This window comes from Bacillus sp. AM 13(2015), assembly GCF_001518755.1.
In the GTDB taxonomy this organism is placed as follows: domain Bacteria; phylum Bacillota; class Bacilli; order Bacillales; family Bacillaceae; genus Bacillus; species Bacillus safensis.
Genome location: NZ_LKCP01000095.1, coordinates 1 through 26,510, shown reverse-complemented (window position 1 = coordinate 26,510; position 26,510 = coordinate 1). Strand labels below are relative to the sequence as shown.

Annotated in this window: 29 protein-coding genes; all 29 read right to left on the bottom strand. The window is 41.1% G+C overall.

The window, feature by feature from the left end; genetic code table 11:
• Window positions 1-19: 19 nt before the first annotated feature.
• Window positions 20-823, bottom strand: coding sequence for a sporulation protein YpjB (gene ypjB, locus AOQ70_RS18785; protein WP_059377980.1), 804 nt, complete (start codon window positions 821-823; stop codon window positions 20-22).
• A 65-nt stretch (window positions 824-888) separates the two neighbouring features.
• Window positions 889-1,482, bottom strand: coding sequence for a DUF1405 domain-containing protein (locus AOQ70_RS18780; protein ID WP_047203225.1), 594 nt, complete (start codon window positions 1,480-1,482; stop codon window positions 889-891).
• A 100-nt stretch (window positions 1,483-1,582) separates the two neighbouring features.
• Window positions 1,583-2,350, bottom strand: a complete 768-nt coding sequence (locus AOQ70_RS18775; protein WP_039179522.1) for a menaquinol-cytochrome c reductase cytochrome b/c subunit — start codon at window positions 2,348-2,350, stop codon at window positions 1,583-1,585.
• 41 nt (window positions 2,351-2,391) lie between these two features.
• Window positions 2,392-3,066: a menaquinol-cytochrome c reductase cytochrome b subunit gene (gene qcrB / locus AOQ70_RS18770; RefSeq protein WP_003215804.1), complete on the bottom strand. Its 675-nt coding sequence runs from the start codon at window positions 3,064-3,066 to the stop codon at window positions 2,392-2,394.
• A 2-nt stretch (window positions 3,067-3,068) separates the two neighbouring features.
• The gene (locus AOQ70_RS18765) at window positions 3,069-3,575 is read right to left on the bottom strand and encodes a ubiquinol-cytochrome c reductase iron-sulfur subunit (protein ID WP_007500911.1); all 507 of its coding nucleotides are present in this window, start codon (window positions 3,573-3,575) and stop codon (window positions 3,069-3,071) included.
• 144 nt (window positions 3,576-3,719) lie between these two features.
• A complete protein-coding gene (locus AOQ70_RS18760) occupies window positions 3,720-4,166 on the bottom strand; it encodes a YpiF family protein (protein ID WP_059377977.1) in 447 nt (148 codons plus the stop codon).
• 61 nt (window positions 4,167-4,227) lie between these two features.
• Complete coding sequence (locus AOQ70_RS18755; protein ID WP_008344562.1) at window positions 4,228-4,767, bottom strand: ReoY family proteolytic degradation factor; 540 nt, start codon at window positions 4,765-4,767, stop codon at window positions 4,228-4,230.
• A gap of 75 nt (window positions 4,768-4,842) precedes the next feature.
• Entirely contained in the window at window positions 4,843-6,114 is a 1,272-nt protein-coding gene (locus tag AOQ70_RS18750; protein ID WP_059377976.1) for a tetratricopeptide repeat protein, read from the bottom strand.
• A gap of 280 nt (window positions 6,115-6,394) precedes the next feature.
• On the bottom strand, window positions 6,395-7,681 hold the full coding sequence (gene aroA, locus AOQ70_RS18745; RefSeq protein WP_059377975.1) for a 3-phosphoshikimate 1-carboxyvinyltransferase: 1,287 nt from the start codon (window positions 7,679-7,681) through the stop codon (window positions 6,395-6,397).
• Window positions 7,682-7,691: 10 nt separating this feature from the next.
• Window positions 7,692-8,807 carry a prephenate dehydrogenase gene (locus AOQ70_RS18740; protein WP_039179536.1) on the bottom strand — a complete coding sequence of 372 codons (1,116 nt, stop codon included), beginning with the start codon at window positions 8,805-8,807 and terminating at the stop codon, window positions 7,692-7,694.
• Window positions 8,808-8,923: 116 nt separating this feature from the next.
• The gene (hisC, locus tag AOQ70_RS18735) at window positions 8,924-10,021 is read right to left on the bottom strand and encodes a histidinol-phosphate transaminase (protein ID WP_039179539.1); all 1,098 of its coding nucleotides are present in this window, start codon (window positions 10,019-10,021) and stop codon (window positions 8,924-8,926) included.
• An 11-nt stretch (window positions 10,022-10,032) separates the two neighbouring features.
• Window positions 10,033-10,836 (bottom strand): tryptophan synthase subunit alpha, encoded by an 804-nt coding sequence (gene trpA, locus AOQ70_RS18730; RefSeq protein WP_059377974.1) that lies wholly within the window; start codon window positions 10,834-10,836, stop codon window positions 10,033-10,035.
• On the bottom strand, window positions 10,829-12,031 hold the full coding sequence (gene trpB / locus AOQ70_RS18725; protein WP_047203218.1) for a tryptophan synthase subunit beta: 1,203 nt from the start codon (window positions 12,029-12,031) through the stop codon (window positions 10,829-10,831). The genes trpA and trpB overlap by 8 nt, the downstream gene beginning before the upstream one ends.
• Window positions 12,012-12,680: a phosphoribosylanthranilate isomerase gene (locus AOQ70_RS18720; protein WP_059377971.1), complete on the bottom strand. Its 669-nt coding sequence runs from the start codon at window positions 12,678-12,680 to the stop codon at window positions 12,012-12,014. Before AOQ70_RS18720 ends, trpB begins: the two co-directional genes overlap by 20 nt.
• Complete coding sequence (trpC, locus tag AOQ70_RS18715) at window positions 12,677-13,429, bottom strand: indole-3-glycerol phosphate synthase TrpC (protein ID WP_059377970.1); 753 nt, start codon at window positions 13,427-13,429, stop codon at window positions 12,677-12,679. Before trpC ends, AOQ70_RS18720 begins: the two co-directional genes overlap by 4 nt.
• Window positions 13,422-14,444 carry an anthranilate phosphoribosyltransferase gene (trpD, locus tag AOQ70_RS18710; protein WP_059377969.1) on the bottom strand — a complete coding sequence of 341 codons (1,023 nt, stop codon included), beginning with the start codon at window positions 14,442-14,444 and terminating at the stop codon, window positions 13,422-13,424. Before trpD ends, trpC begins: the two co-directional genes overlap by 8 nt.
• A complete protein-coding gene (gene trpE / locus AOQ70_RS18705) occupies window positions 14,416-15,963 on the bottom strand; it encodes an anthranilate synthase component I (RefSeq protein ID WP_059377967.1) in 1,548 nt (515 codons plus the stop codon). Before trpE ends, trpD begins: the two co-directional genes overlap by 29 nt.
• Window positions 15,964-16,194: 231 nt before the next feature.
• A complete protein-coding gene (gene aroH / locus AOQ70_RS18700; RefSeq protein ID WP_024422804.1) occupies window positions 16,195-16,578 on the bottom strand; it encodes a chorismate mutase in 384 nt (127 codons plus the stop codon).
• Window positions 16,575-17,666, bottom strand: coding sequence for a 3-dehydroquinate synthase (aroB, locus tag AOQ70_RS18695; protein ID WP_059377965.1), 1,092 nt, complete (start codon window positions 17,664-17,666; stop codon window positions 16,575-16,577). The genes aroH and aroB overlap by 4 nt, the downstream gene beginning before the upstream one ends.
• Window positions 17,666-18,838, bottom strand: a complete 1,173-nt coding sequence (gene aroC, locus AOQ70_RS18690) for a chorismate synthase (protein WP_039179560.1) — start codon at window positions 18,836-18,838, stop codon at window positions 17,666-17,668. The genes aroB and aroC overlap by 1 nt, the downstream gene beginning before the upstream one ends.
• Window positions 18,839-18,912: 74 nt before the next feature.
• Window positions 18,913-19,692: a CheR family methyltransferase gene (locus tag AOQ70_RS18685; protein WP_039179563.1), complete on the bottom strand. Its 780-nt coding sequence runs from the start codon at window positions 19,690-19,692 to the stop codon at window positions 18,913-18,915.
• A 145-nt stretch (window positions 19,693-19,837) separates the two neighbouring features.
• Window positions 19,838-20,284, bottom strand: a complete 447-nt coding sequence (gene ndk, locus AOQ70_RS18680) for a nucleoside-diphosphate kinase (RefSeq protein WP_024422808.1) — start codon at window positions 20,282-20,284, stop codon at window positions 19,838-19,840.
• A gap of 129 nt (window positions 20,285-20,413) precedes the next feature.
• Complete coding sequence (hepT, locus tag AOQ70_RS18675; protein ID WP_041085904.1) at window positions 20,414-21,376, bottom strand: heptaprenyl diphosphate synthase component II; 963 nt, start codon at window positions 21,374-21,376, stop codon at window positions 20,414-20,416.
• 24 nt (window positions 21,377-21,400) lie between these two features.
• Window positions 21,401-22,105: a demethylmenaquinone methyltransferase gene (locus tag AOQ70_RS18670; RefSeq protein WP_024422810.1), complete on the bottom strand. Its 705-nt coding sequence runs from the start codon at window positions 22,103-22,105 to the stop codon at window positions 21,401-21,403.
• A gap of 3 nt (window positions 22,106-22,108) precedes the next feature.
• Window positions 22,109-22,876 (bottom strand): heptaprenyl diphosphate synthase component 1, encoded by a 768-nt coding sequence (locus tag AOQ70_RS18665; RefSeq protein WP_041085908.1) that lies wholly within the window; start codon window positions 22,874-22,876, stop codon window positions 22,109-22,111.
• A gap of 115 nt (window positions 22,877-22,991) precedes the next feature.
• Window positions 22,992-23,222 (bottom strand): trp RNA-binding attenuation protein MtrB, encoded by a 231-nt coding sequence (mtrB, locus tag AOQ70_RS18660; RefSeq protein ID WP_008344541.1) that lies wholly within the window; start codon window positions 23,220-23,222, stop codon window positions 22,992-22,994.
• Between the two features lie 24 nt (window positions 23,223-23,246).
• Window positions 23,247-23,816, bottom strand: coding sequence for a GTP cyclohydrolase I FolE (gene folE, locus AOQ70_RS18655; RefSeq protein ID WP_003215789.1), 570 nt, complete (start codon window positions 23,814-23,816; stop codon window positions 23,247-23,249).
• A 190-nt stretch (window positions 23,817-24,006) separates the two neighbouring features.
• A complete protein-coding gene (gene hbs / locus AOQ70_RS18650; RefSeq protein WP_003215863.1) occupies window positions 24,007-24,285 on the bottom strand; it encodes a non-specific DNA-binding protein Hbs in 279 nt (92 codons plus the stop codon).
• Window positions 24,286-24,660: 375 nt separating this feature from the next.
• On the bottom strand, window positions 24,661-26,139 hold the full coding sequence (gene spoIVA / locus AOQ70_RS18645) for a stage IV sporulation protein A (RefSeq protein WP_008344534.1): 1,479 nt from the start codon (window positions 26,137-26,139) through the stop codon (window positions 24,661-24,663).
• Window positions 26,140-26,510 lie beyond the last annotated feature (371 nt).

Here is a 26,510-nt window from a genome sequence, read left to right as displayed (position 1 = left end):
CAGTTTTGGGCTTCTTTTTTTATGATTTAGGATAATCAGCCTGACGTTTTTGCTTCTTTTCTTTTTCAGCACGATATTTCCGAAATCCAACATACGTTAACGTTAGTAAAATGATACTCCCAGTTGTTAAGATGACCCATAAAAGGGATGGATCAGCTTCATCTTCATCGACGTGAGCAAACACACTCGATAAATCCTCTTCCAGCTTCGTGAGACGTTCAAGCTTTGTCCCACTTGATGCTTTTAAAAATTCACCTTGCTCAATCACTTCCATGTGCTGCTTAATCGTCTGGAGCTTTTCAGGCGAAATATCAATGGTTAAGCTCGGATAGATCATATCGTATAAAGAAACCAGCTCATTCCAAGTTTCATAAAATGTCGTCGATTCTGGATCTTTCACTTCTTTTTTCAAAGTAGGAAAAGACTCCATAATGGGCTTCTCGAGCGAACCCCAAAGAGGCTCAGAATCCGACTGGATCGCATCAAGCAGCATTCTAAATTGAGAAGCATAACGAAGCTTTTCGCGCTCATTCAATTCTTCCTGCGGCAGCCCTTTTATCATATCTTGATAGCCAAGTGTAATTTGCCGAATCTGCGTATTCGTCAAAGTTCCACGCCAATTCTCAGCTTTAAATGTCTTTTCAACATACAATGCGACTTGTAATGCCTCATCATATTTAGCTTGTCTCGTTAATTGAAAGATGGAATCTGATAGTTCCGTTAATTCTTGCAGCGTGTTAGCAGCTGTTTCCTCACCTTTGGCAACAGCAGGATGTAATACGAGAAAAAATAATAGAATCATCGCGATTGGCTTTCGTTTCATGCAAGTCCCTCCTAGCCCTTCTCCATACAGCGTATGAAGAAAAGGACAAGGTTAGACCAACATTGTTAAGGGAGTTCCAGCTTGACCGATTTTTTCGATAGAACGAGATAATACGAAACAAGAAGAACCGCGATACTTAACCAAAACGTCGCATAGCCGATCTCGTTTGAATAGGCAGACAGCATAGAATAACGCGGCATCATACCAAATACATAATCAATCACATCGTTATGTAAAATCCAAATTCCCGCTACCACGAGATGACGCATTTGGAAACGATAATACGGTGCAAACAATACGGCCTGAACCGCCATCGCAAAGTGAGACCCAATCAGCATGTAGCCTTCCCACGGAAAATCATCAACAGATAAAAGCACAAAGATATTCATTCCTACCGCCCATAGCCCATATTTAATCAAGGTCACAAGAGCAAGTGCTTCAAAATAAGGAGCATTTCGTTTCATCAAAAACGCAAGTAATACAAATAAAAAGAAAAAGCTGGCCGTTGGACTGTCTGGTACAAAAGCTAAAAAGACAGCCGGCGTCTCTACAAGCTGCGGAATATACCAATAGTATCCGTACACAGTGCCAAGGAAATTGATCATAAGCACCAGCACAAGCATGTAGCGCGTCGCTAGCAAATATTGAATCCATCTCATATGTCTCTTCACTCACGATCTGTTAAAATCAGAAAAAAGCTGACAGCGCCAGCTTTTTCTCTTTTGAGTATATCCTTGTACTTGCATTTAAACAACTGAATTATTTTGATTTGACCTCAGATAAATATTTAGAGAGCTTCTCGAGTTCTTCATCACTGCCTTTAAAGACACCCTTAGGCATATTGCCTTTTCCTTCTACAGCGATTTTAGCAATCTCCTCAGGCGAAAGACCGTTGTCAACAAGTGACGGTCCGGCTGCTCCGCCCTGCATGTTATCCCCGTGACAGGAGATACATGTCTGCTCTTGATAAATTTTATACTCTTCAGCTGAAGTATCAATCTCTGCTTCTTTCTTAATCTCACCTTGTTTTGCCGCTGCTTCCCAATCATGGGTTGCAACAGACTCCCACGTTAAATATGTTGCTGCGCCGACTGCAAGGATCATCATCCCGACTGCAATTGGTCTTCTATACGGTCTGCGTTCTGGACCTGAATCAAGAAATGGTGCGAGCAAAAGTGCACCAAACGCGATTCCAGGCATAATCATCGCGCCAACGACAGTGAAGCTACCTGCAGCAAATTCATATTTTAATAACTGGTACAAAAATAGGAAATACCAGTCTGGCAGCGGAATATAGCCAGTATCTGTCGGATCAGCCATCCGCTCAAGCGGAGGCGCATGAACAACAGTTAGGACAAGAAATCCAATTAAAAAAACGGCACCTACAAGCCATTCCTTTAAAAGAAAGTTCGGCCAAAAGGCTTCTGTTTTTCCCGGATATTCGGAATAGTCTTTAGGTATGTTAGGTTTTCTTTCTGCCGGTATCCTGGAATCTCCGACAAACTTCATCCCTTTTCCCCTATGCAAAGTCATCCCCTCCTCATTGAACATTCATCAAACGCAACATTTTATAGCGGTCCAGAAATTCCTTGCTTACGAATCATAATAAAGTGGGCAGCCATCAGCCCAAATAATGCCGCTGGCAAGAAAAAGACGTGGATAGCGAAGAATCTCGTCAGCGTTTGTGCCCCTACAATGTCAGGATGACCTGCAAGCAGCGTTTTGATCTCTTTACCAATGAAAGGTGTTGCTTCTGCTATTTGAAGACCAACCTTCGTCGCAAACAGCGCCTTCATATCCCATGGTAAAAGATAACCTGTAAAACCAAGTCCAAGCATCACAAAGAAAATGAGCACACCAACAATCCAGTTCAGCTCTCTAGGCTTTTTATACGCCCCTTGGAAAAAGACCCTTAGCGTATGTAAAAACATCATCACAATGACTAAACTCGCACCCCAGTGGTGCATCCCTCTGACAATCTGGCCAAATGCCACTTCATTTTGCAAATAATAGACAGATTCCCAGGCATTTTTAATATCCGGCACGTAATACATCGTTAAAAACATGCCCGACAGGACTTGAATGACTGTCACAAAAAACGTTAAACCGCCAAAACAATACACAAAAGCGGAGAAATGATGTGCTGGATTGACGTGCTCTGGCACCTCGTGATCCGCAATATCTCTCCATATCGGTGTAATGTCTAGCCGCTCATCTACCCAATCGTAAATCTTGTTAAGCATCGTTACCCTTCCCCTTTCGGCACAGCTTTTCCAAGATAGAGGTATCCGTCCTTCACTTGCTGCTTATAATGGTCAAGCGGTGCAAGCGGTGGAGTTCCGGGTACGTTTGTACCATCCTTGTCGTACAGCCCATAATGGCACGGGCAGAAAAATTTGTTTGGATTTTTCGGATCACTGTTCCAGTTCACTGTACATCCTAAATGTTTACAGATTGGCGATAAAGCGACAATTTCATCCCCTTCTTTGTACACCCATGCTGACCTAGATTCCTTTGACTCATACCATGCATCTACTTGATCAATTTTAAAGTCAAAGCGCTTCGGTTCCTTTGTCAGTTCATCTACACTGACAACTTGAACCATATCCTGATCCTCTGTTCCTTTTAGCACAGGGTCAAGCGCAAAGCGAACCATAGGCATGAGCATTCCAGCGGCCATAAATCCCCCCACGCCGGTCAACGTGTAATTCAAAAATTGACGCCTGGACACTCCATGTCTCTTCTCGCTCATTTTTTTCTCCCCCCCTCAGGTCGTCAGCTACTTTATAACTGAATTAGAAAAAATTTCATAAAACTAGGACACCCTCATAATATATCAATCTATTCACAAGGTCAACATCCTAAAAAGCTATGTACAATGCAAATGTAAGGGTTTTTATGAAGGGTTCCATTTTTGTAACAAAAAGTTCAAAATTTGTTCTACACTGTCTTGAATGACTTTTTGCTTTAATTCAACCTTCAAATGCTCCAGCGGAACCGGCTTGAGCAAAAATAGCGATTCGCTAATCTCAGCATGCTCTTTCCACTGGTGATCAGATGTGATCAGTGCGACATGCTGAAAATGATCTTTGAGCGACTGCTTCATTGTGAATATGTCTTCTTGTTTCCGGTCACTCACTTCTAAATATGTATGTGGTGGAAAAAGAAAAACCCGCCCTTTTAATTGTCTTTCAAGTTCCTCTGCTACAAGAATAGTAAACTCTCCTAAAGACACGGTTTGTTTCATTTGATCTGCGTTAATCCCAACTAATGGAATGATAGCGGTATCAATGTAAGCTTTAGATTGCAAAAAGCGATCCGCGTCCTCTGCTTGAAACTTCATCAATTTCCCCTCTTTCATGACATAAGCCCTGCCTGTATAGGGCAAGGCTTATTCGTTCAGTTTATGACAATAGGCTTAATTCTTTTGCCAGCTTATTAAATGTTTCTTGATCATGACGGTCGAGTGCTTCATCTATCTCTTTCATGAGCCGTTCTTTTTGGAAAGTTGCGATTGAGTGCTCAAGCACTTTCTCAGCAAGATCCTTATCTTTTTCATTCTCATAAAGATCCTTTGGAATATGGGGATTTGTTTCAAGAACAGCTGCATATTCCGGCGAACGATAAGCAGAACGGAAATTCAATTGAATAAACAAATCCTGCTGTTTATTCAAACGAATATCATGAAATGACTTTTCAGCATCTGTCGTCATGATGTTTTCTTTATAAAATCTAAAGGGAACTTCATCCACACAGTGTGTTGACATGATGATTCCCCTTGGGCAAAATTCTGCTTGCTCTACAAAATGAACCTTTTCCATCAAAGAGTCGTGACTCATTAAATAATTTAATATCCAAACACACTCTCTTCGCTTTAGCTGATAATGGTTTAAGAACCACCGGATAAATTCCTTCTTTTCATTGACAGAAACAGGGGTCTGCATGTTATTCCCTCCTCTATCGTAAATTAAATTGCTATACATGAATTATTCAACAAACCAGTTCTTCATTCCTGCAAACTATAAGGAAATTTCGTCTTCAATTCTTAAAATCGTTTCTTCAATTTCTTCATTTGTGCCATCTTTCTCTAGAACTTTGCGTAATAACGGCAGTGCTTCTTTTTGTCTGCCCTCTTCTAAAAGGAACGAAGCGTATTCATATAAAAAGTCACGTTCCTCATCAAAATCAGGCAGGGCAAGCTTGAAATACTCGGCAGCTTCTTTGTATTCTTCTCGCCCGACAGAAGCAGATGCAGCATACCAATTCCATTTTGGATCATCTTCCCCAAAGCTTTTAACCTCTTTAATAACATCTAGAATTTCATCAAACAGCTCTTCATTTAAATAGATCGCCAGCAATGTTTGAACTGCTTCAATATAACCCGGATCGAGAGCAAGTGCTTCTTGAAGCAGTTTTTTCGCATCTTCTGAATCCCCATTTTTCAAATCAATCTTGGCACCATATAAATATAATTCTTTGTTATACTCATCAACTTTAATACCCTCTTTTACTACCTCTAAAGCCTCGTGATATAGTCCTTCTTCCTCATAACTTTTCGCTAAAGGCATATAAAGTGACGAATAGGATGGATCAATATCTTTCAGTTCTGTAAGCTGCTGAATGGCTGTTTTTGTTCTGCCAGCCCTCATCGCTGTAAATCCGTAGCCAAAAAGAGTGTTCGGGTCTGCTTGATCTTTTACTGCCTTTTCGTACCATTCAAGTGAATCCTCAAATTCTCCAGCTGTACTGAGTGATTCAGCAAGCCGCTGATACACATTGACACCGCCAACCTCATGCTGTTGATCTGCCACTTTGCAGAAAAAATCAGCCGCTTTTTTTGAAAGACCTTGAGAAAAATACAACTCACCTAATGCAAAATCGATGACGGCTTCATTCGGAAGTAGTTCTTTCGCTTTTAAAAGCTTTTGTTCACTGACTTCAAATAGTCCTTGCATTTGATACAAATCTGCCATTAACAATAAACTCTCTGGGTACGCATCATCATCTTCAGGAATCGTTTCTAATACTGCAATCGCCTTCTCTTCTTCATCAGAGTCAATCAGCAGCTCTGCATAAAAACACGTTAAACCTGTTTCCTCTGGATATAAATCATGTAAATCACTGATGAGATTCCGTGCTTTATCGATATCTCCCCAATCATAATATAATTGAGCCGCTTGCGCCTTTTCTTCATCATGCAAATGCTTCTCTGCTTGAGCAAGTGTTTGGAGTCCTTTTTCAGTCTCACCCGCCTCAACTAATTTTATGGCTTCTTGTAATGAACTATTCAAATCAAACCGTTCCTTTCTGTTTCCAAAAACCTAAACTATTGTTACTTCATATCATAATCGACAGGTGCACATCCAGCAAATATGTTGCTCTTTTAAAATGAACCCATTTTTGTGTTTTAAAGACTGTTTTTCATTTCATCCTATACGAAACTGATGATTTGTAAACTGCAGACACTATTTTTATCGGACAAAATGTTTTTTTTCAAGGTTTCACCTTGAGACAAGCTATGCTATATTTCTGACAAATATGCAGAAGGAAAGAAAAAGCCTGAGGACATCCTCAGACTGTTTTCGTTAAATATTCAATGTGTTCAAAGAAATTTGGGTATGAGACACGAACAGCTTCCGTATCTTCAATCTCAATTGCTTGCTTTGTCACACATGCGGCAATTCCAAGCATCATACCGATACGGTGATCTCCGTAGCTTGAGACGACTGCGCCGCCTTGAAGCGTAGTTTTACCATGAATCTTCATACCATCATCTGTTGCTTCAATATCAGCACCGAGTTTTTTAAGTTCTGATACGACTGTATCAATTCGATTGGTTTCTTTTACTTTTAACTCAGCAGCATCTTTAATGATTGTTGTTCCTTCTGCTTGGGTCGCAAGAAGCGCAATTATCGGAATTTCATCGATGAGTCTTGAAATCATGTCACCAGAAATTTCAATCCCTTTTAATGATGAAGTAGAAATGGTTAAATCACCGTACGGTTCTCCGCCTTTGGCATCTACTTCATTGATCTCAAGATTTGCCCCCATAAGTTTCAGTACATCAATAATACCTGTTCTTGTTTTGTTTAGCCCGACATTTTTTAAGACAATCTGGCTATTAGGAACGATTGATCCAGCTACAAGGAAAAATGCAGCTGAAGAGATGTCCCCAGGAACAAATATATCTGTTGCTGTTAATGTTTGGCCGCCTTCAATGGAAACACTTTGTTCATCTTCATCTAGCTTTACACCAAACATAGAGAGCATTCTTTCTGTATGATCTCTTGATTTGTGTGGTTCAGTTAATGTCGTTGTTCCCTCTGCTTGTAGCCCTGCTAAAAGGACAGCTGACTTAATTTGTGCACTTGCCACTGGAGACTCATAGGTTATGCCTTTTAAATGACCGCCACGAATAGACAGTGGTGTATACTCGCCATTTGCTCTGCCGTCTATTTTGGCTCCGAGTTGTTTAAGCGGACCCGTCACACGTTTCATTGGTCTTTTGGCAATACTCTCATCACCGATTAGTGTACTGTGAAACTCACAACCAGCTAATATTCCCATCATTAATCGAATGGTTGTACCAGAATTACCGACATCGAGAATGTCAGACGGCTCCTTGAGCTCTTTCAGCCCCTTACCATGAATGACAACATCTGTCCCTTTTTGTTCAATTTCAACGCCCATCTTTCTAAAGCAATCAATCGTACTTAAACAATCAGCTCCAGGAAGAAAGTTTTTCACTACTGTGGTCCCATCAGCAATTGCACCAAACATCACTGATCTATGTGAAATAGATTTATCACCTGGGATATGAATTTCTCCATTCATAGGAGCATTTTTATGAATTTTCATGTTTGTCACCTCAGTCAGCATAAAATGTATCGTAATTCGCTCTATTTTTTATACAGATTTCTGCACGCTTCCGGTCGTCATCTGTTTGAAAACTAATGCGTAAAATCCCATTAATGTCTTCCCGCGTCTCAATAATACGGATATTTGTAATACTAATGTTTTCACTTGCAAGATGCCCTGTAATCTCCGAAATGACCCCAGGGTGATCCGGAACATCGACATACAGATCATAAAAAGCAGGAATGGCTCCTTTTTTCCTTAGAGGAAGTCCATCGCGATATTCCTTTGCATCTTGAAAATAAGAGAACAATCCTTCAGCATCTTCTTGCTGTACGAAGGTCTCAATGCGATTAATCTCTTTTTTCCATTCATGAAAACGGTCTAAAATCTTGTGTTTATTGTGCAGCAGGATATCCCGCCACATTGCAGGATTACTTGAAGCAATTCGTGTGATATCACGAAAGCCTCCAGCAGCAAACCGTTTAACAAGTGGGAATTGTTCTTCAAAATGATGCGCTTGATGCACAAGACTGGCTGCAACAATATGAGGAAAATGGCTAATGACACTTGTCACAGCATCATGTTCTTCTGGTGTCATCTCGATGAAATGAGCATTTGTCCCCTTTAACAAGTCCATCAACCGATCAACAGCTTGACGGTTTGTTTCCTTTGCAGGCGTTAAAATGTAGAACGCATTTTCAAATAAAAAGTCTTTTGCTGCAATAACACCTGACTTATGAGAGCCTGCCATTGGATGGCCACCAATAAATTGGTAATGCTCAGGCAGCGCTTTTTCAGCAAAATGGACGACCTTTTGCTTTGTGCTGCCGACATCAGTGATTGTGAGCTCTCTTTCAATTCCAGAGTCTGCAATATCACTAAGCATCTTTACTGTTTGCTGGACAGGTGTTGCCAAAATAATGGTCGAAGATTCTTCTAAACCCGCTAGAAACGAATCAGCTGTTGCATCAATAATTCCCAGCTTTGTTGCAGCAACCATTTGCTCTTTGGAAACATCAAATCCTACAATTTTTTTATGAGGATACTCTTTTTTAATCGAGAGTGCAATGGACCCACCGATTAAACCGAGTCCAGCGATTAATATTGTTTCGTTTGCATCGTTCATATTCATCACCTGATTTTTCGCGAAAATTAAACAACCTATTTCAACAGCTTATATGTATAGGAGGTTGGTACAATGAAAGCCATATCCTGCATTAGGATATGACTTTTATGGTTATGCTACGCACGAATGCCTTGCAGTAAATCGGCAAGTGTACTTAGAATTTCTTCATTTTGCTCTTTTGTTCCGACGGTAATACGTAAAGAAGTCGGAAAACCAAGTGCTTTACCGGAACGAACAATGTAACCTTTTTTCAATAATGCATTGAACAATTCATCTGCATCTCGTTTAAAATCAATCAGCACAAAGTTTGTTTGAGATGGATAGATATATAGTCCAAAACGTTCAGCGAAATCTTGGTATTGCTTGAGACCTGCTTCATTTTTCTGTCTGCATGATTGAATGAAGTCTTGGTCTTTTATCGCTGCACGCGCAGCTGCCTGAGCGATACGGCTAGTATTAAACGGCTCTCTCGCTGGTTCAATGGCAGTAATCAGCTCTTCTGATGCAATCCCGTAGCCTACTCGAAGTGCTGCAAGTCCATACGCTTTAGAAAACGTTCGAAGTACAATGACATTTTGATAGGATTGTAATAAAGATAAACTGTCTGGAAAATCTTCTGCACGAACGTATTCAACATACGCTTCATCTAGTACAACAAGCACGTGAGCCGGCACTTCGTCTAAAAACGCCACAAGCTCAGATTCTGACAAATGATTTCCCGTCGGGTTATTTGGATTACATACCCAGACAACCTTCGTGTTTTCATCGATCGCATCCAGCATGCCCTTCAGATCGTGAGCTCCTCCGTCTAATAGAGGCACTTCTCGAATTTCAGCATGTTCAATCACTGCATTGTGACGGTATTGCGGAAAAGATGGAGATGGGATGACGGTATTTGTATGTTGATCAAGGAATGCTCTCGCAATAATTTGCACAAGTTCATCTGAGCCATTCCCGAAAATTAATTGTTTTTCACTTACTTGAAGAAATTCAGCCAGCTCTGTTCTTAAACTTGCGCTGTATCCATCTGGATAAATCGCTAAATGTTCGAGCTCGGCCTGTATCGCCTCTCTTGCATGTACGGAACATCCAAAAGGGTTTTCATTTGAAGCCAATTTCACAATTTTGTCTAATTGATATTCTTTTTTGACCTCTTCAATTGGTTTCCCAGGTTGATACGGTTTTAGCTGTTTTAATTGATCTTTGATTTGCAAAATGTTTCACCTCATTTGAATGAATAGAGGGGACTAAATGTTTTTGCATATGTTTCAAATTCTCTTAAAGCCTCTTGACGTGTATCACTTGCCAGCAATTGTTCTTGAAGCTCTTCAATTTTTTTCACAAGTGCACTGCCGACAACGACGCCGTCACTCAGTTTATTCATTGAGTCTACCTGCTCTCTTGTTGAGATGCCAAAACCGACCGCAACCGGTATGTGACTCAGCTGTTTCACTTGTTGAATAAAATCTGTAATTGACGCGTCAAAGGATTGTCTGACACCTGTTACACCAAGAGATGAAACACAATACACAAAACCTTCTGCCTGCTCTACAATGTTTACTAATCGTTCCTTGCTTGTTGGTGCAACGAGTGAAATATATGAAATGTCATGGGTTTGACAGTTCTTTTGCAGCTCGCTGCTCTCTTCAAACGGCAAGTCGGGTGTTAAGAGTCCCGAAATATGATTTTTGCGCAGTAAAGCGAAAAAGTATTCTGTGTCTAATTGTAACACAGGATTATAATACGTAAATAGAATTACAGGAATTTTTACACCGTTTTTTTTCATCTTCCCTGCTAATTCTATCGCTTTTACGATATTCATGCCATGATTTAGAGCTCTTTTGGAGGCTCTTTGAATGACAGGACCGTCCGCTAGTGGATCGGAATAAGCAACACCGAGTTCAATCGCATGTGCACCGGCTGCTTGAAGGGAGATAGCTAAATCAATCGTGATGTCTTCTGACGGATCTCCTGCTGTGATAAATGGGATGAATAATTTTTCGCCTTGCTCTAATTGAAATCTAATCATTTTGTTTCCCCTCACTTTCAAGCACGTTCATTAATGTATGCACATCCTTATCGCCTCTTCCTGACAGGCAGACAAGGACGATTTCATCTTCATTCATCGTCTTGCTTACCTCAAACGCCTTGGCTAGCGCATGTGCAGATTCAATTGCTGGAAGTATTCCTTCTTTTTCAGTCAGCAGTTTTAGGGCATCTAGTGCTTCTTCATCTGTCGCACTCACATATTGAACCCGTCCGCTCGCATGTAAATAGGCGTGCTCTGGTCCAATTCCCGGATAATCTAAACCAGCGGAAATCGAATATGGCTCAATAATTTGGCCAAATTCGTCTTGGATTAAATAGGTCAAAGACCCGTGGATCACTCCTTTGGTTCCTTTCGTGATGGTTGCAGCATGGAGCGGCGTATCGATTCCTTTTCCAGCAGCCTCTACCCCAATGATATCTACCTCTTCATCTAAAAATGCCCGGTACATTCCAATGGCATTACTTCCGCCGCCGACACAGGCAATCACTTTATGTGGAAGCCTTCCTTCTTTTTCAAGCAGCTGCTCTTTTGCTTCATCACCAATCATGCGCTGGAACTCGCTGACGATTTGAGGATACGGATGAGGGCCTACAACGGAGCCGATCATATAAAAATGATCACTGCAGTGCTGAACCCAATAGCGAATGGCTTCGTTTGTTGCATCTTTTAATGTACCATTTCCGCTTGTGACAGGTATGACTTCAGCGCCAAGCAGTTTCATTCGGAAGACATTGAGTGATTGTCTTTCCACATCTTCTTTTCCCATAAAGACCGTGCAGGATAACCCGAACTTTGCGGCCACCGTTGCAGCAGCTACTCCGTGCTGACCTGCGCCTGTTTCCGCGATGATGTTTGATTTCCCCATTTTTTTTGCAAGCAGAGCCTGCCCAAGCGCATTGTTAATTTTATGAGCACCTGTGTGGTTTAAATCTTCTCTTTTTAAATAGATCTTTGCGCCGCCGAGGTATGCTGATATTTGGTCAGCATATGTAAGCGCAGTTGGTCTGCCTGAATAGTTTCGAAGTAGTGATACATATTCTGCTTGAAAAGCAGGATCTTCTTTTAATTCACGAAATGCCTGTTCAATTTCTGCAAGTGGCTGCATGAGCGTTTCCGGCACAAATTTCCCTCCGAATTCTCCGTATCTGCCAATCTCATTTGGATATGCGTACATCATTTAACATCCTTTCTTCGAGCGCTTCGATCTTAGCGCTGCTTTTCTTTCCGTTTTCTTCTATTCCGCTTGAAAGATCGATCGCTTCTGGACCATAGGCGAGCAGATCTGCTATCGTTTCTGGTGTGATGCCGCCTGCAATTACGCAAGTCTTCCCCAGCCGTTTTGCATGTTTAACGTATAGAGGCACTGCCTCCCAAGCAAAAGCTGTTCCAGAGCCGCCTCTCATCCCTTTTACTTTCGCATCAATAAGGAAGCCATCGATAACAGGCGCAAATGCCGTCATTTTTTCAAGCGTTCTTGTTACATCAGGCTCGTGATGGAACACTTTCCAAACGACAGCCCCTGTTTGTTGTTTGATTTCTTTTACGTCATCCTGCGTTTCATCTCCATGAAGCTGTACGATATCTAAAGGTATCTGTTTTGTGATCTCGCGCACTCTTTGAATCTTTTCATTTACAAATACACCGGCAATCTTTTTCTCACACTTTGTTTGGGTGAGCCATTGTTTCACTTGATCTGGTTGGACTTGTCTTTTACTTGGAGCAAAAATAAATCCGATGGCATCTGCGTGAGATTGCGCAATACATTCCACATCTTCTTGTGATACTGCCCCGCAATATTTTACATAAGGCTTCATCCTGTTCATTCTCCAAACAATGTCTGAACGGCTTTTTCTTGTGATTGTTCTCTCATTAATGATTCTCCTACAAGGATTGCACCCGCTCCATGATTCTTCACAAAGGTTAGATCATCAAATGTTTGAATCCCGCTCTCACTCACTAGTAAGACCTCTTTTGGAACGAGGGGGGCAATCTCTTTTGTTTGTTCAACTGTTGTTGTAAATGTATTTAAATTCCGGTTGTTCACTCCAATGATTTCAGGAGTGAACAACTTTAAAATATTTTCCAGTGTATCTGCTGCATGTACTTCGACAAGGACGTCAAGTCCATTCTCTTTCGCTTCAGCATAGAGCTCGTGCAGCTTTTGCGGCTCAAGTACTTCTCCAATTAATAAAATGGCATCTGCTCCTATACGTCTTGACTCTTCTACCTGTATGGAGTCAATGATGAAATCTTTTCTTAAAATTGGACGATCTACGTGTTTTTTAATGAGGGATAAGTATTCATTTTTTCCTTGAAAGAATGGTTCATCCGTTAAAACAGATAAGCAATCAGCGTTGGATTTTTCGTAAGCTTTTGCTGTTTGTAAAGGATCAAAATTTGGTTGAATGATTCCTTTGGAAGGAGACGCCTTTTTCACCTCAGCAATTAGACCAATTGAGCGATGAGGATTCATGAGTGCTTCTTTAAATGATCGTCTTTCAAAGTGTTCATCTACTGGTAACTGCAATGTTTGGACATGTTCTTTTTTGCGGGCAATGATTTGATTAAGCATAGATCTCTTCCTCTCTCGTTTTTTGTTTTAAACGAGCCAATTGTTCTTTGGCTGCGCCGTTTTTAATCGTTTCAATCGCTTTTAATGTTCCGGCCATGAGGTTTTCTGACTTCCCTGCGACATATAAAGCCGCTCCAGCATTCAGGGCTGTAATATGAAGCGGCGCCCCTACTGTTTGATGATTCAATATATTCTGAATCAATTTGGCGCTCTCTTCCGGTGATTGGACCTGAATATCTGATAAATATCCTTTTTGCAGCCCAAAGTCTTCTGGATTGAGTGTATATTCTGTCATGACATCTTTTTTGAGTTCAATCACATATGAATTTGCTGTAATCGTTAATTCATCAAGCCCATCTTCTCCGCAAACAAACAGCACATGTTCTGGCTCTAATGGCGCAAGGGCTTTTGCCATTAATTTTGCCTTTTCCTTTGAGTAGACGCCGATGATTTGCTTTTTGGCTTGCATTGGATGGCAAAGCGGACCTAATAGATTAAATACCGTCCGGAAGCCGAGCTGCTTGCGGACTGTGGCTACTTGTTTCATAGATGAATGATACAATGGTGCAAATAAAAAGCCCATGTTTTTCTCTTGTATTTGTCTTCTTGTTTCTTCCGGTGTGGATTGAATGTGAATCCCAAGACACTCTAGTACATCGGCACTCCCGCTTTTAGAAGAAACTGATCGATTTCCATGTTTGGCGATTTTGGCTCCAGCAGCGGAAGCGACAATCGCAGCGGCAGTTGATATATTAAAGGTTGAGAGTCCATCGCCTCCCGTGCCGCAAGTATCAACAACATCAAGCGATCGTTCCATTGGTGCTGCATTTTGCCGCATGGCTTTCACGAAGCCAGTCATTTCTTCAGCGGTTTCTCCTCTATGCGCTAAAATGGAAAGACTTGCAGCGACTTCAGCATCTGTTAAAAAGCCGCTCATCATATCATGCATGAGTTTATTTGCTTCATTTTCTGATAGAAAGCCTCCATTAACAAGAGCTGATAGTCGGTGATTCATCCTGCACACTCTCCTTTTCTGAGAAAATATGTTCCGCAAGCTGAATGGCTTTCAGAAGTGCTCCTGCCTTGTTACAAGTCTCTTCCCACTCGTTTTCTGGGACAGAATCAGCCACAATGCCGGCGCCTGCTTGTATAGAAGCGGTCTGATTTTTGACGCTCATCGTACGAATGGTAATACAGGAGTCGATATTACCGTCGAATCCAATATAGGCAATACATCCGCCATACGTTTCCCTTGGCTCAGGCTCCATTTCATTTAATAATTGCATCGCTCTTATTTTCGGGGCACCTGTTAATGTGCCTGCTGGGAAAGCGGACATGAGCGCATCGACTGGATGTGTATCCCGCTTTAGCTTTCCTGTCACAATGGAGATAATGTGCATGACATGTGAAAAATTCACTACTTTTGTAAAGGTCGGTACGGACACACTGCCGTATTCTGCCACGCGGCCTACATCATTTCTGGCAAGATCCACTAACATGTAATGCTCCGCTTTTTCCTTTTCATCTTCAAGCAGCTCTTTTGCTAGCTCAGCATCCTCTTCTCTTGTTCTTCCTCGTTTTCTTGTGCCTGCAATAGGATGAATTTCTAGATGCCCGTTTTTGGCATGGATTAATCGTTCTGGCGAGCTGCCGACTAAATCACGATCTTTTAATTTCATAAAATACATATATGGAGATGGATTCACAATCCGAAGCACGCGGTATAACTCAAATGAACTCACTGATACAGGGATATCAAATCGCTGTGAGAGGACGCCTTGGAAAATGTCACCCGCTCGAATGTATTCTTTGATCTTTTCTACGTCCTTTAAAAATTGCGCTTTTTCATAGGTTGACGTCACATGTTCAAAGGATGGCGGCTCATTCATATTCCCTGATAAAATCAGTTCTTTCATATCAGTCTTTGAATGCAGCTTGTGTATCATCTGTTCAAGCTGTTTTTGATTTTCTCTGTAAGCGCGTATTTTTTCGTCTTCTGCTTCATGTCCGGTTAGCTGGGTGTACTGGATAAAATGAACATGATTCGTTTCATGATCAAAGGCGATCATCGTTTGGCAGACAAATAATGTGCAATTATCTGCCAGCGATGCGTTTCGATGAGGCCTGACAGAAGGTTCAATGTTTGGAATCAGATCGTAGCTTAAGTACCCAACAGCCCCACCTGTAAATGGGATATCAATATTTGGCGCTTTGATTTGATATTGCTCTTTCATCCAATCTAGCAGTTCTTTCAGCTCCTGCTTTTGCATGACTTCCTGCCCCGCAGCGTCACGTGCAATGTATTTGTTTTGGTCATCATGTAAGGTTAAAAACGGGTTCAATCCAATGAAAGAATATCTCGACCAGCTGGAAGACTCATCTTTGCTTTCTAGCAAATACACAATATCTTGTTTGAGTTTTTCAACAATTTGAATCGGTGAGAGCGTATCGACTGTAATGGTTTCAACAATTGGGATCGTTTTGTAGGACTCACTGTCCTTTAAAAATTGGGTCAGGTTTGATTGGGAATTCATAAGCACACTCCTTAAATGGGATTAAGGAGAATGAGGGGACATATAGAGGGTTTGTATGAGTATACGAAATAAGCCTAAAAGAGGGTTTCTCTTTTAGGCAGTATGATTAAATAGAAGTATCGTATCTCTGCTCAACTCTACTCATCTCAACTACCCTAGTCTCATTCTCATCTTCTCTAAGCTTGCAATGCCGTTTACACCTGTGTGTAAACTTCGGCTGTTCATATCGTATTATAATTCCTTGTTTTTTGTCAACTGTAAATCAGGGCGAAGCGTCACAGCTTCTTCCAAGTACACATGCTGTATGTCTTCCTGCTTTGTATCTGTCTGGACAGTCATTAAGACACGAATACATTGCTTTAAACCGCCATCAATGTCTAGTTCCTGCATGCAAGTAACCGGTACATATGTCCATCCTTCAAACTGACGAAGTGCTTTTGCCGGAAAAACGGAGTGAATATCTTGTGTAGCTGAAATCAAGATCTGCACGACACGTTCTGGATCTACTTGGTTTCTTGAAATAATCGCTTCTAACAGCTGTTTCGTTTTGTTTAACACTTCAGTTTCTGTATCTTCTATCACAGTTGTAGCCCCACGTATCCCGCGAAACATCATAGACATCCCTCCTCCCGTTTCCATTCTTCGAGCCAGTAGTGCAGCTCATCTTTTGTGAAAGACTGTAAAGTGACGTCTCCAATCTGTTTTAATAAAACAAATTGAACACTGCCCCCTCTTGCTTTTTTATCACCAATCATCCGGTCAACAAATGTTTTCGTTGAAATATCTGGTGTGACTTGTACAGGGAATCCAAGCTCTTGCATCCACTCTTTTAGTTCCAAACGATTAAGGCTGAGCCCCAGCTGCTTTTCGCTCACATACAGCGCAAACTGCATGCCGATTGCAATGGCATCTCCATGCGTGATGACGCCGTATCCGTATTCTGCTTCAATGGCATGCCCCAGTGTATGGCCTAAATTCAAAAATGCACGCACACCTTGTTCTTTTTCATCTTCTTGAACAATTGACGCTTTGACTTGAATGCCTTGATACAGCATATGTGCCAGCTCACTCTTTGATAAATCCGACAAAGAACGAATGGACATTAGTTCTGCTAAAAAGTCTTCACTAGAAATCAATGCATGTTTGATGACTTCTGCAAAGCCTGATCTTCGTTCAATTTGAGATAGAGTCTCAAGCATACTAGTATCATAGATCACAGCATTTGGCTGATGAAACGCACCGATTAAATTTTTACCGAGCGGATGGTTGATCCCTGTTTTCCCGCCAACTGCACTGTCATGTGCCAGCAGCGTCGTCGGAACTTGGATAAAGTCAATGCCCCTCATATAAGTGGCAGCAGCAAATCCAGCCAAATCTCCAATCACACCGCCTCCCAGCGCAATAATGCAGGAGGATCGATCAAGCTGAAATTGAATGGCTTTCGTATGAATATGCTCAAATTCGGCAAAGGATTTTGACTGCTCTCCGCTTGGCACAACCACTTTGTTCACAGGCCACTTCTCTTGAAGTAAGCGAACCATCTCATCACCATAAATGGCATCAACAGCTGCATCTGTGACGATTAAGAGCTTCGTATAGGAATGCCCAGTGGAAGTTATCAAGTCAACGATATTGCATTTAATCCCATCACCGATAAATACAGGATAAGTGGCTGAAGACGTCTTAACTTCCAGTGTTTTCATTAAAATTCCCTCTGAAGCTGGCGCATTTTTTCAACATTTTCTTTAATGCGGTCGATTTGGTCAAGGCCAAACTGCTCCACAACTGCATTGGCAATTTCCCATGCCACGACTGCTTCTGCAACAACACTTGCAGCAGGAACAGCGCAGCTGTCAGAGCGTTCAATACTTGCAGAGAAAGGTTCTTTTGTTTCAATGTCAACGCTTTGAAGCGGCTTATAAAGCGTTGGGATTGGTTTCATAACCCCTCTTACGACAATTGGCATACCAGTTGACATTCCGCCTTCAAGACCACCTAGGCGGTTTGTTTTTCTCGTATAGCCCTTTTCTTCATCCCAGATGATTTCATCATGGACCTCACTGCCATTTTTAGAAGCTGCCTCGAAGCCAATACCGAATTCAACCCCTTTAAAAGCGTTGATACTAAGTACAGCGCCTGCAAGCTTGCTGTCCAATTTACGGTCGTAATGAACATAGCTGCCAACCCCAACCGGCATCCCTTCAACGATGACTTCAACAATTCCGCCAATTGAATCGCCGTTTTTCTTCGCTTCATCAATTGCATCCATCATTTGCTGACCTGCTTCACTGTCATAGCAGCGAACAGGTGATTCTTCTGTTACCTTTTGCAAATCTTCAATAGACTCATATGCTGTATGAGCTGCTTTCACTCCGCCAATTTCAAGAACGTGGCCAGCTACTTTAATCCCTAGATGCGCCAAGATTTGTTTGGCAACTGCGCCTGCTGCTACGCGAACAGTTGTCTCGCGCGCTGACGAGCGCTCTAATACGTTTCTCATATCACGGTGTCCGTATTTAATCGCACCATTTAAATCCGCATGTCCTGGTCTTGGACGAGAGATTTGACGCTTCATTTCACTTTCTTCTTCTTCTGTGATCGGCTCTGCTCCCATCACCTTTGTCCAGTGCTTCCAGTCGTTATTTTCAACAACAAGAGCGATTGGCGAACCTAATGTTCTCCCGTGGCGAACGCCACTTAACACTTTTGCCTGGTCTTTTTCGATCTGCATTCTTCTTCCTCGGCCATGACCTTTTTGTCTTCTAGCCAATTCATAATTGATGTCATCCTGCTCTATGTAAAGTCCTGCTGGAACTCCTTCAATAATTGTGGTCAATTGTGGACCATGTGATTCACCTGCTGTTAAGTACCTCATTGACTTAATCTCCCTTCATCGCATTAACGCTTTTAAGTAAAAATATAATAACACACTTGCTACTAAAAAGTCAGCTACATACCCTTCTTTTGATAAAAGAAAGTATCAGCAGATGTCAGTCCAAACTTTTCCGGGTGAAAAATTTGCTCTGTAGAACCAACAAATAATACGCCATTTTGTTTTAAACTACTGCTCATTTTCAAGTAAATTTCTTCTTTCGCCTCTTCAGTAAAATAAATCAGTACATTTCGGCAAACGATAAGGTCAAGCTGTTTTTCATATGGATCAGCTAAAAGGTTGTGCTTCTTAAATTGAATATGCTTTCGAACCTCATTTTTCACAGTGTAAAATGAAGAATCTTCTTTTGTGAAATATTTTTGCTTGATATGATCTGGTACCTCTTGCAGAGAGCGTTCATGATATCTGCCTTTTTGAGCTGATTGCAAAACCTTATCATCAATGTCAGTTGCAATAATTTGAAAGTCTTTCACTAGAGGATGACTTGACAGCAGCATAGAGAGTGTATATGGCTCTTCTCCTGTCGAACATGCTGCGCTCCAAATCTTTAAGGTCCCGCCATTTTTCGAAAGCAGCGGCAGGATTTTTTGATCAAGTACTTCCCAGCGCTGATAGTTTCGGTAAAATTCTGACACATTAATCGTCATGCGGTCCATCGTCTCATCTAATAGTGCTCTGTCCTTTTCAAGCGCGGCCGCGAATGCTTCAAAATCTTTAAATCCTTTTTTATCATAAAGTGATGTTAATCTTCGTTTCATTTGTGCTTCTTTATATAAATTCAGATCAACCCCGGTTAGTTTTTTCCATTTTCCAACAAATACTTGATATGGATCCATCAATGTCCTCTCCTGTCTCATCTATCTTTGTCCTAGTATAGCTGTTTTTATCGAAAATTTGTATCTTCTCATACGAAATTTCGTGTAGAAAGTTCAATATAAAAAAAGCCAAAGTGTTCATTGAATGAACACCTTGGCTTGAACATTAATAAATCCAGCTTGAGATGGTTTGATCCCAGCTTGTGAGTTCTTCTTGTTTGAAGAATAAGTTAATTTCTCTTTCAGCACTTTCTGGTGAGTCTGACCCATGAATAATGTTTTTCCCAACAGTCAATCCATAGTCTCCTCTTATTGTTCCTGGAAGCGCTTCCTTTGGATTTGTTTTGCCGATAATTTGTCTTGTTACGTCTACTACCTGTTCACCTTGCCATACCATTGCAAATACAGGTCCTGACGTAATAAAGTCAACCAATTCTCCGAAAAATGGTTTTTCTTTATGCTCTCCGTAATGTGTTTCTGCTACTTCCTTTGGTATACTCATTAGTTTTGCACCAACAAGCTGAAGCCCCTTTTTTTCGAATCTTGACACAATGTCACCGATTAATTGTCTTTCCACACCATCAGGTTTGACCATAAGAAATGTTTTGTCCATATACGTTTTCCACCCCGTCGTTATGTATGTATAGGCTTACATTGTTACAAAGTGATCGTATCATTTTTTTTTATAATAATCAATTTTTGACAAAAAATTTCACAAAAAAACCAATCAACGTAGCGTTGATTAGAATTTTCGTTTCCCAATATATTTTGCAATGGAGGCGAGTGACGTTCTCGCTCGTCCTCGAGGAAGCTTGTCGAGCTGTTCAAAAGCTTTTTTCAAATACATTTCACTCACTCGAATCGAGCGGTCGATCGCATCTGTTTGTTTGAGGCTTTCAATGACAGGCTTCAGCTGCTTCTCCGTCGTTTCACTATTGATCAGCTTCAATTGACCTTCTAGTGTCGGATTTTTCAGTGCATATAAAACTGGGAGTGTGACATTTCCTTGTAAAAGGTCTCCTCCAACAGGCTTGCCCAGCTCTTCTTCTGTTGATGTGAAATCAAGGACATCATCAATGATCTGATAAGACATGCCGACATAGTATCCAAACCAATAGAGGGCTTTATGTGTTTTTTCATCTGTACCTGCTGCAATAGCGCCTAATTGACAGCTGCCCGCAATAAGCAAGGCTGTTTTTCGTTTGATTCTTCTTAAATATGTACGCAGGTTCTGTTCCATATTGTATTTATCTTTCACTTGCTCTATTTCACCAAGACAGAGCTCAACGACCATTTTTGACAAAATTTCATGTGCCATTGGGTGATTGATTTTTGTCATGTATTCAAGTGATCTCGCAAACATATAATCCCCTGTGTACATGGCAATTCTGTTATCCCATTTTGCCTTTATCGTTGGTTTGCCTCTTCTCAGCTCTGCATCATCAATCACATCATCGTGAACGAGTGATGCCATATGAATCAGCTCGAGAGCAACGGCAACATATTTTATTTTATTAATGTCATAGTCACCAAACATGCCTGAAAGGAGAACAAAAACGGGGCGGATTCGTTTTCCGCCCGCTTGCAGCAAATGAAGACCTGCTTCACTTAATAATGCATAATCAGAGCGAACTGTTTGTTCAAGCTCTTTTTCAATTATATCGATATCATGATTTAAAAAAGAGATCATTGCTTTTAGTTTCATTATCTTCACCCAAATATCGTTTATTCAAAGCTTCTTTCCGATATGTGTTGCTGCTACACCGCCTGTAAATGGATGATACGAGACATCAGACAACCCGGCCTCTTCAAACAGAGCCGCCAGCTCTTTCATTCCAGGGAATGTTTTGGCTGATTCTTGAAGCCATGAATACTCCTGATAGCTTTTGGCAAACAGTTTTCCAAAGAGCGGCATAATGTATTTGAAGTAGATGTAGTAGCCCTGCTTAAAGCCGATCATCTCAGGCTGTGATGTCTCAAGACAAACAACCATTCCGCCGGGCTTCACTACTCGTGTCATTTCCTTTAGCACCGTTAAATAATCAGGGACGTTTCGAAGTCCAAAACCGATGGTGACATAATCAAATGAGTTGTCCTCAAAAGGAAGCTCCATCGCATTGCCGTGAAGCAATTCAATCTGTTTGTAGCCCCCAGTTTTCACCTTCGTTTCTCCAACACTCAGCATGTTTTTACTGAAATCAAGGCCTTTGACCTCGCCTTTTTCTCCAACAGCATCTGCAAGCGCAATTGTCCAATCGGCTGTCCCGCAGCATACATCTAATGCTTTAGAGCCTTTTTGCACATTCATGAGCTTCATTGTTTTATCACGCCATTTTTTATGCTGTTTAAAGCTGATGACAGAGTTCATTTGATCATAGTTTTTATAAATTTTTTCAAATACACCGTGTACTCGCTGTTCTTTTGATTGCTGCATGACTTACCCTTCTTCCACTTTCTGATGGTACGCAGGCTCATTTTTCATATGATCCAAGCGATTTAATAGCTCTTTTTGAACGACCGGAGATGAAACAAGATGCTCCTTGATCGGCCGTTTGGCCTTTTCATAGCCTTCATTCTCAAAGTTGTCAAAACATGAATAGGCGTCCGTATAACTATCGTTCAAAAAAAGTTTTAAATGTTTGTCATTTTCTGCTTGTTTCATGAAACGTTTATAAACAAGAAAACGACTTGCAATCTCATTCCAATGCGTTAATTGAAAATGCTCAGAAATCCTTTGGAAAAGCGCAGATTCAACTGTAGCTACACTTTTGTAAAAGTGCGCTGCATCTTGAATGGACCGGTCATACAGTCTAATTTTATGTTCATTGATCTCTTTGATCGCCGTAGCGAGCGTGCGGATCATATAAATGTCTTTCATGTCAGAGAGAAGAGAATAATAGAGACCGCTGAAATAGTCTCCTGCCAGGATGGTCAGCTGACGATTTTTAAATTCGTCTTGCTTGATGGCTGCAGCAGTTGTGACTTCGTCATGGGTATCAAGGGCAATTTGCACAAGCATCGCCGTTAAAATATAATTTTCTTTTTTCTCTGCATCAATTTGAGCTTCATCAAACATTGCATGAAAAAGAAGGAGCTTATCTTCATCGATGAGTGGCGCGCGTAAATGCTTCGCCAAATAAGGATGAGAAAGCTTTTTATTTAATTTTATATTTAGATTAGATAAAATTCCGTAGATGTCTTGCAAAGATATCACCCTTGTCCCAAAAATTACAGTTTCATATGTAGACCTGCACATTGTATAGAGATTTATTATACCATATCGGCTCTCACTTTTATGCTATCAAGTGCATACAAGTTCTTTATTTCTTTGCTTCGCTTTGAATTTCACCGAAGCTTGTTTGAATGACAGCATCGCCTCTTACTTTGATCGCTGACGTATGCTCAGTAAATTGTGCAATGATCACTTCACCTTTATCGAGCTTCTCGGAATGGTGAAATCTTGTATCAGAGCCTCTTGTTAGGCCGATGACATTTACACCATTATCAATGGCTTTAATCACCACAAAATCAGATGCTTTATTTTCACTCATTTTGTTCACCGTCCATCTATTGAATTAGTCGTTTTTAATAAAGGAAAGCACTTCTGCTCTTGCGGCTGCATCATTTGCAAATGTGCCGCGTACTGCTGAGGTCACTGTTTTAGCGCCTGGCTTTTTCACTCCGCGCATCGTCATACACATATGCTCTGCTTCAACGACAATCATCACGCCATGCGGATTAAGTGTTTCCACCATACTATCTGCAATGGTTGATGTAATGCGTTCCTGAAGCTGCGGGCGTTTTGCCACGGCTTCGACTGCTCTTGCCAGCTTGCTAAGTCCCGTTACTTTTCCGCCGCGCGGAATATAAGCAACGTGGGCTTTCCCGTAGAAAGGCACGAGGTGGTGTTCACACATTGAATGGAAAGCAATATCTTTTACAAGGACGAGTTCTTCGTGGTCTTCGCCAAAAATGGTTTTAAAATGTTCTTTTGGATCTTCATTTAATCCTGAAAACACTTCTTCATACATTTTTGCGACTCGTTTTGGGGTATCGAGAAGTCCTTCACGATCTGGATCTTCTCCGATTGCTTTTAATATATCGCGTACTGCGTGTTCGATTAATTCTTTATTTATTTCACTCATGTATTATATCCTCCAAAGGCGATTACATTTCATTCAGATTCTAGCACACTTCAGATCCTAAAAGCAAAGGAGAGCGTTCTAAACGAACCTTTTGATTCAAAAGGAAAAGCCCCTTATGAAAGGGGCTTTTCTAGACCAGTGTGAAACTGTATATGTATAACTCCTTCAACAGGATCATTACACATAACGATTATTTACCTGCCACCGCGTCTTTAAGTGCTTTACCTGGTTTGAAAGCAGGTACTTTGCTTGCAGGGATTTCGATCTCTGCACCAGTTTGTGGGTTACGTCCTTTACGAGCTGAACGCTCACGTACTTCAAAGTTACCAAAACCAATAAGTTGGATTTTGTCACCATTTTTAAGTGCATCTAAAATTGTATCAAAAACAGAATCAACTGCTTTTGTCGCGTCTTTTTTAGATAACTCGCTTGCTTCAGCAACCGCGTTAATAAGTTCTGTCTTGTTCATGCCTTTCACCTCCTCCCAAAAATATGCATTCAATAGATTGTTATCATTTCTTCACAATTCATCTTCTTTCTATACCCTTTTTTAGAAAAAAAGAGCGTCCTAGAAAGCGTTATACATGGCTTTTCATTAGAAAACATCTCTTTGAAGGAATGTTTGTCCAACAAAGTGAAGATTTTCTGTAAGTAGATTAACACATATGAAATACCATATCAAGCATTTTAAAGGGTAGAATCCTTATTCGTCAAGGATTAAGGGCACTTTTGCGAACGAATATTCCTAATTTCAACCTGAATCTGACTAATCTTTATACAATTGTCTTTTTATGACTCATTCAATACGCAAAAAAAGACCCCTATCAATGAGAGGTCTCACTTGCTATAAAATAATCGCAATCAAACCGCCTGAACCTTCGTTGATGATTCTTTCAAGTGTTTCCTTCAGCTTATATCTTGCGTTTTCCGGCATGAGAGACAGCTTTGCTTGAATACCTTCTCTGACAAGGGAGCTGAGAGAGCGGCCAAATATATCTGAATTCCAGATCGAAAGTGGATCATCTTCAAAGTCTTGCATTAAGTAGCGGACGAGCTCTTCACTTTGTTTTTCTGTTCCGATAATCGGTGCAAATTCGCTCTCTACATCTACTTTGATCATGTGAATAGATGGCGCTACCGCTTTTAACCTTACGCCGAATCTTGATCCCTGCCTAATGATTTCTGGCTCATCTAAACTCATATCTGACAACGCTGGCGCTGCAATCCCGTAACCAGTCTGCTTCACCATTTTTAATGCGTCTGACACTTGATCATATTCTGTCTTAGCATGAGCAAAATCTTGCATGAGCTCAAGTAGATGGTCTTTCCCTCTAATTTCTACACCAACGACTTCTTTTAAAATATGATCATATAGATCATCTGGCGCATATAGGTCAATCTCAGCAATCCCTTGACCCATTTCAATTCCTGCTAAACCCGCTCTTTCAATAAAATCAAATTCACTGAATTGACCAACGACACGGTCCACATCTCTTAATCTTTTAATATCCTTTACGGTTTCCTTCACTGAATCCTGGTAGCTCTCTCTCAGCCAGTGATCTTCTTTCAGCACCATCACCCAGCTTGGCAGGTTCACATTCACCTCTAGAACTGGGAATTCATATAATGCTTCACGAAGTACACTGAGTACGTCTTGCTCTCTCATACTTTCTACGCTCATGGCGAGTACTGGAATATCATACTTTTGGCTAAGTTCCTGCCGGAGCGCTTCTGTTTCAGGATGATATGGCCTCACTGAGTTGATGACCATAATAAATGGCTTTCCAACCTCTTTGAGTTCATCAATCACTCGTTCTTCAGATTCAATATAATCATGTCTTGGGATTTCTCCAATGGACCCATCTGTTGTAATCACTACACCTATTGTTGAATGCTCTTGAATGACCTTGCGTGTACCAATTTCTGCTGCTTCATGAAACGGGATTGGCTCTTCATACCACGGCGTATTGATCATTCTTGGGCCATTTTCATCTTCATACCCGCGCGCACCAGGGACAGTGTATCCCACACAATCGACAAGCCTGATATTGACATCAAGACCGTCACTCACGTGAATAGATGCTGCTTGATTCGGTACAAATTTTGGCTCTGTGGTCATAATGGTTTTTCCTGCTGCGCTTTGCGGCAATTCATCCTGTGCTCTTGCACGATCTGCCTCATTATTGATATTCGGGAGCACCACGAGCTCCATAAACTTTTTAATAAACGTAGATTTCCCTGTACGAACAGCGCCAACGACTCCTAAATATATATCGCCTCCTGTTCGTTCAGCGATATCCTTGAAAATATCGACTTTTTCCAAGTGATCCCCTCCCGGACTTGCTATCCTCGTTTTCAAATTAAATACTCTATTCTTCAATCAAACTGTGCTTGAAAGGTGTCTGGACAATATATGTGTATGACGTTGTCCTATTTGAATATGACACCTTTTTGTTTTGAGAGTATGTTTAGCCATAAAAAAACCTTTCTCCTCATTTATATGCAGAGGAAAAAGGTTCATTCTTGTTTATGACGTCTTTTTTTCTAAAAAGGCAGGCTCACCTTTTTTGTTGATGGTATATGGGACAGAAAACGCGGGTACAAACGGAGTTCCTGCCAATATACATCTTGAATGTTTTCACCTGGTTTCAGCTTTTGCTTCGTATTCTTCAAAATATGGGCAAAATCACTGCG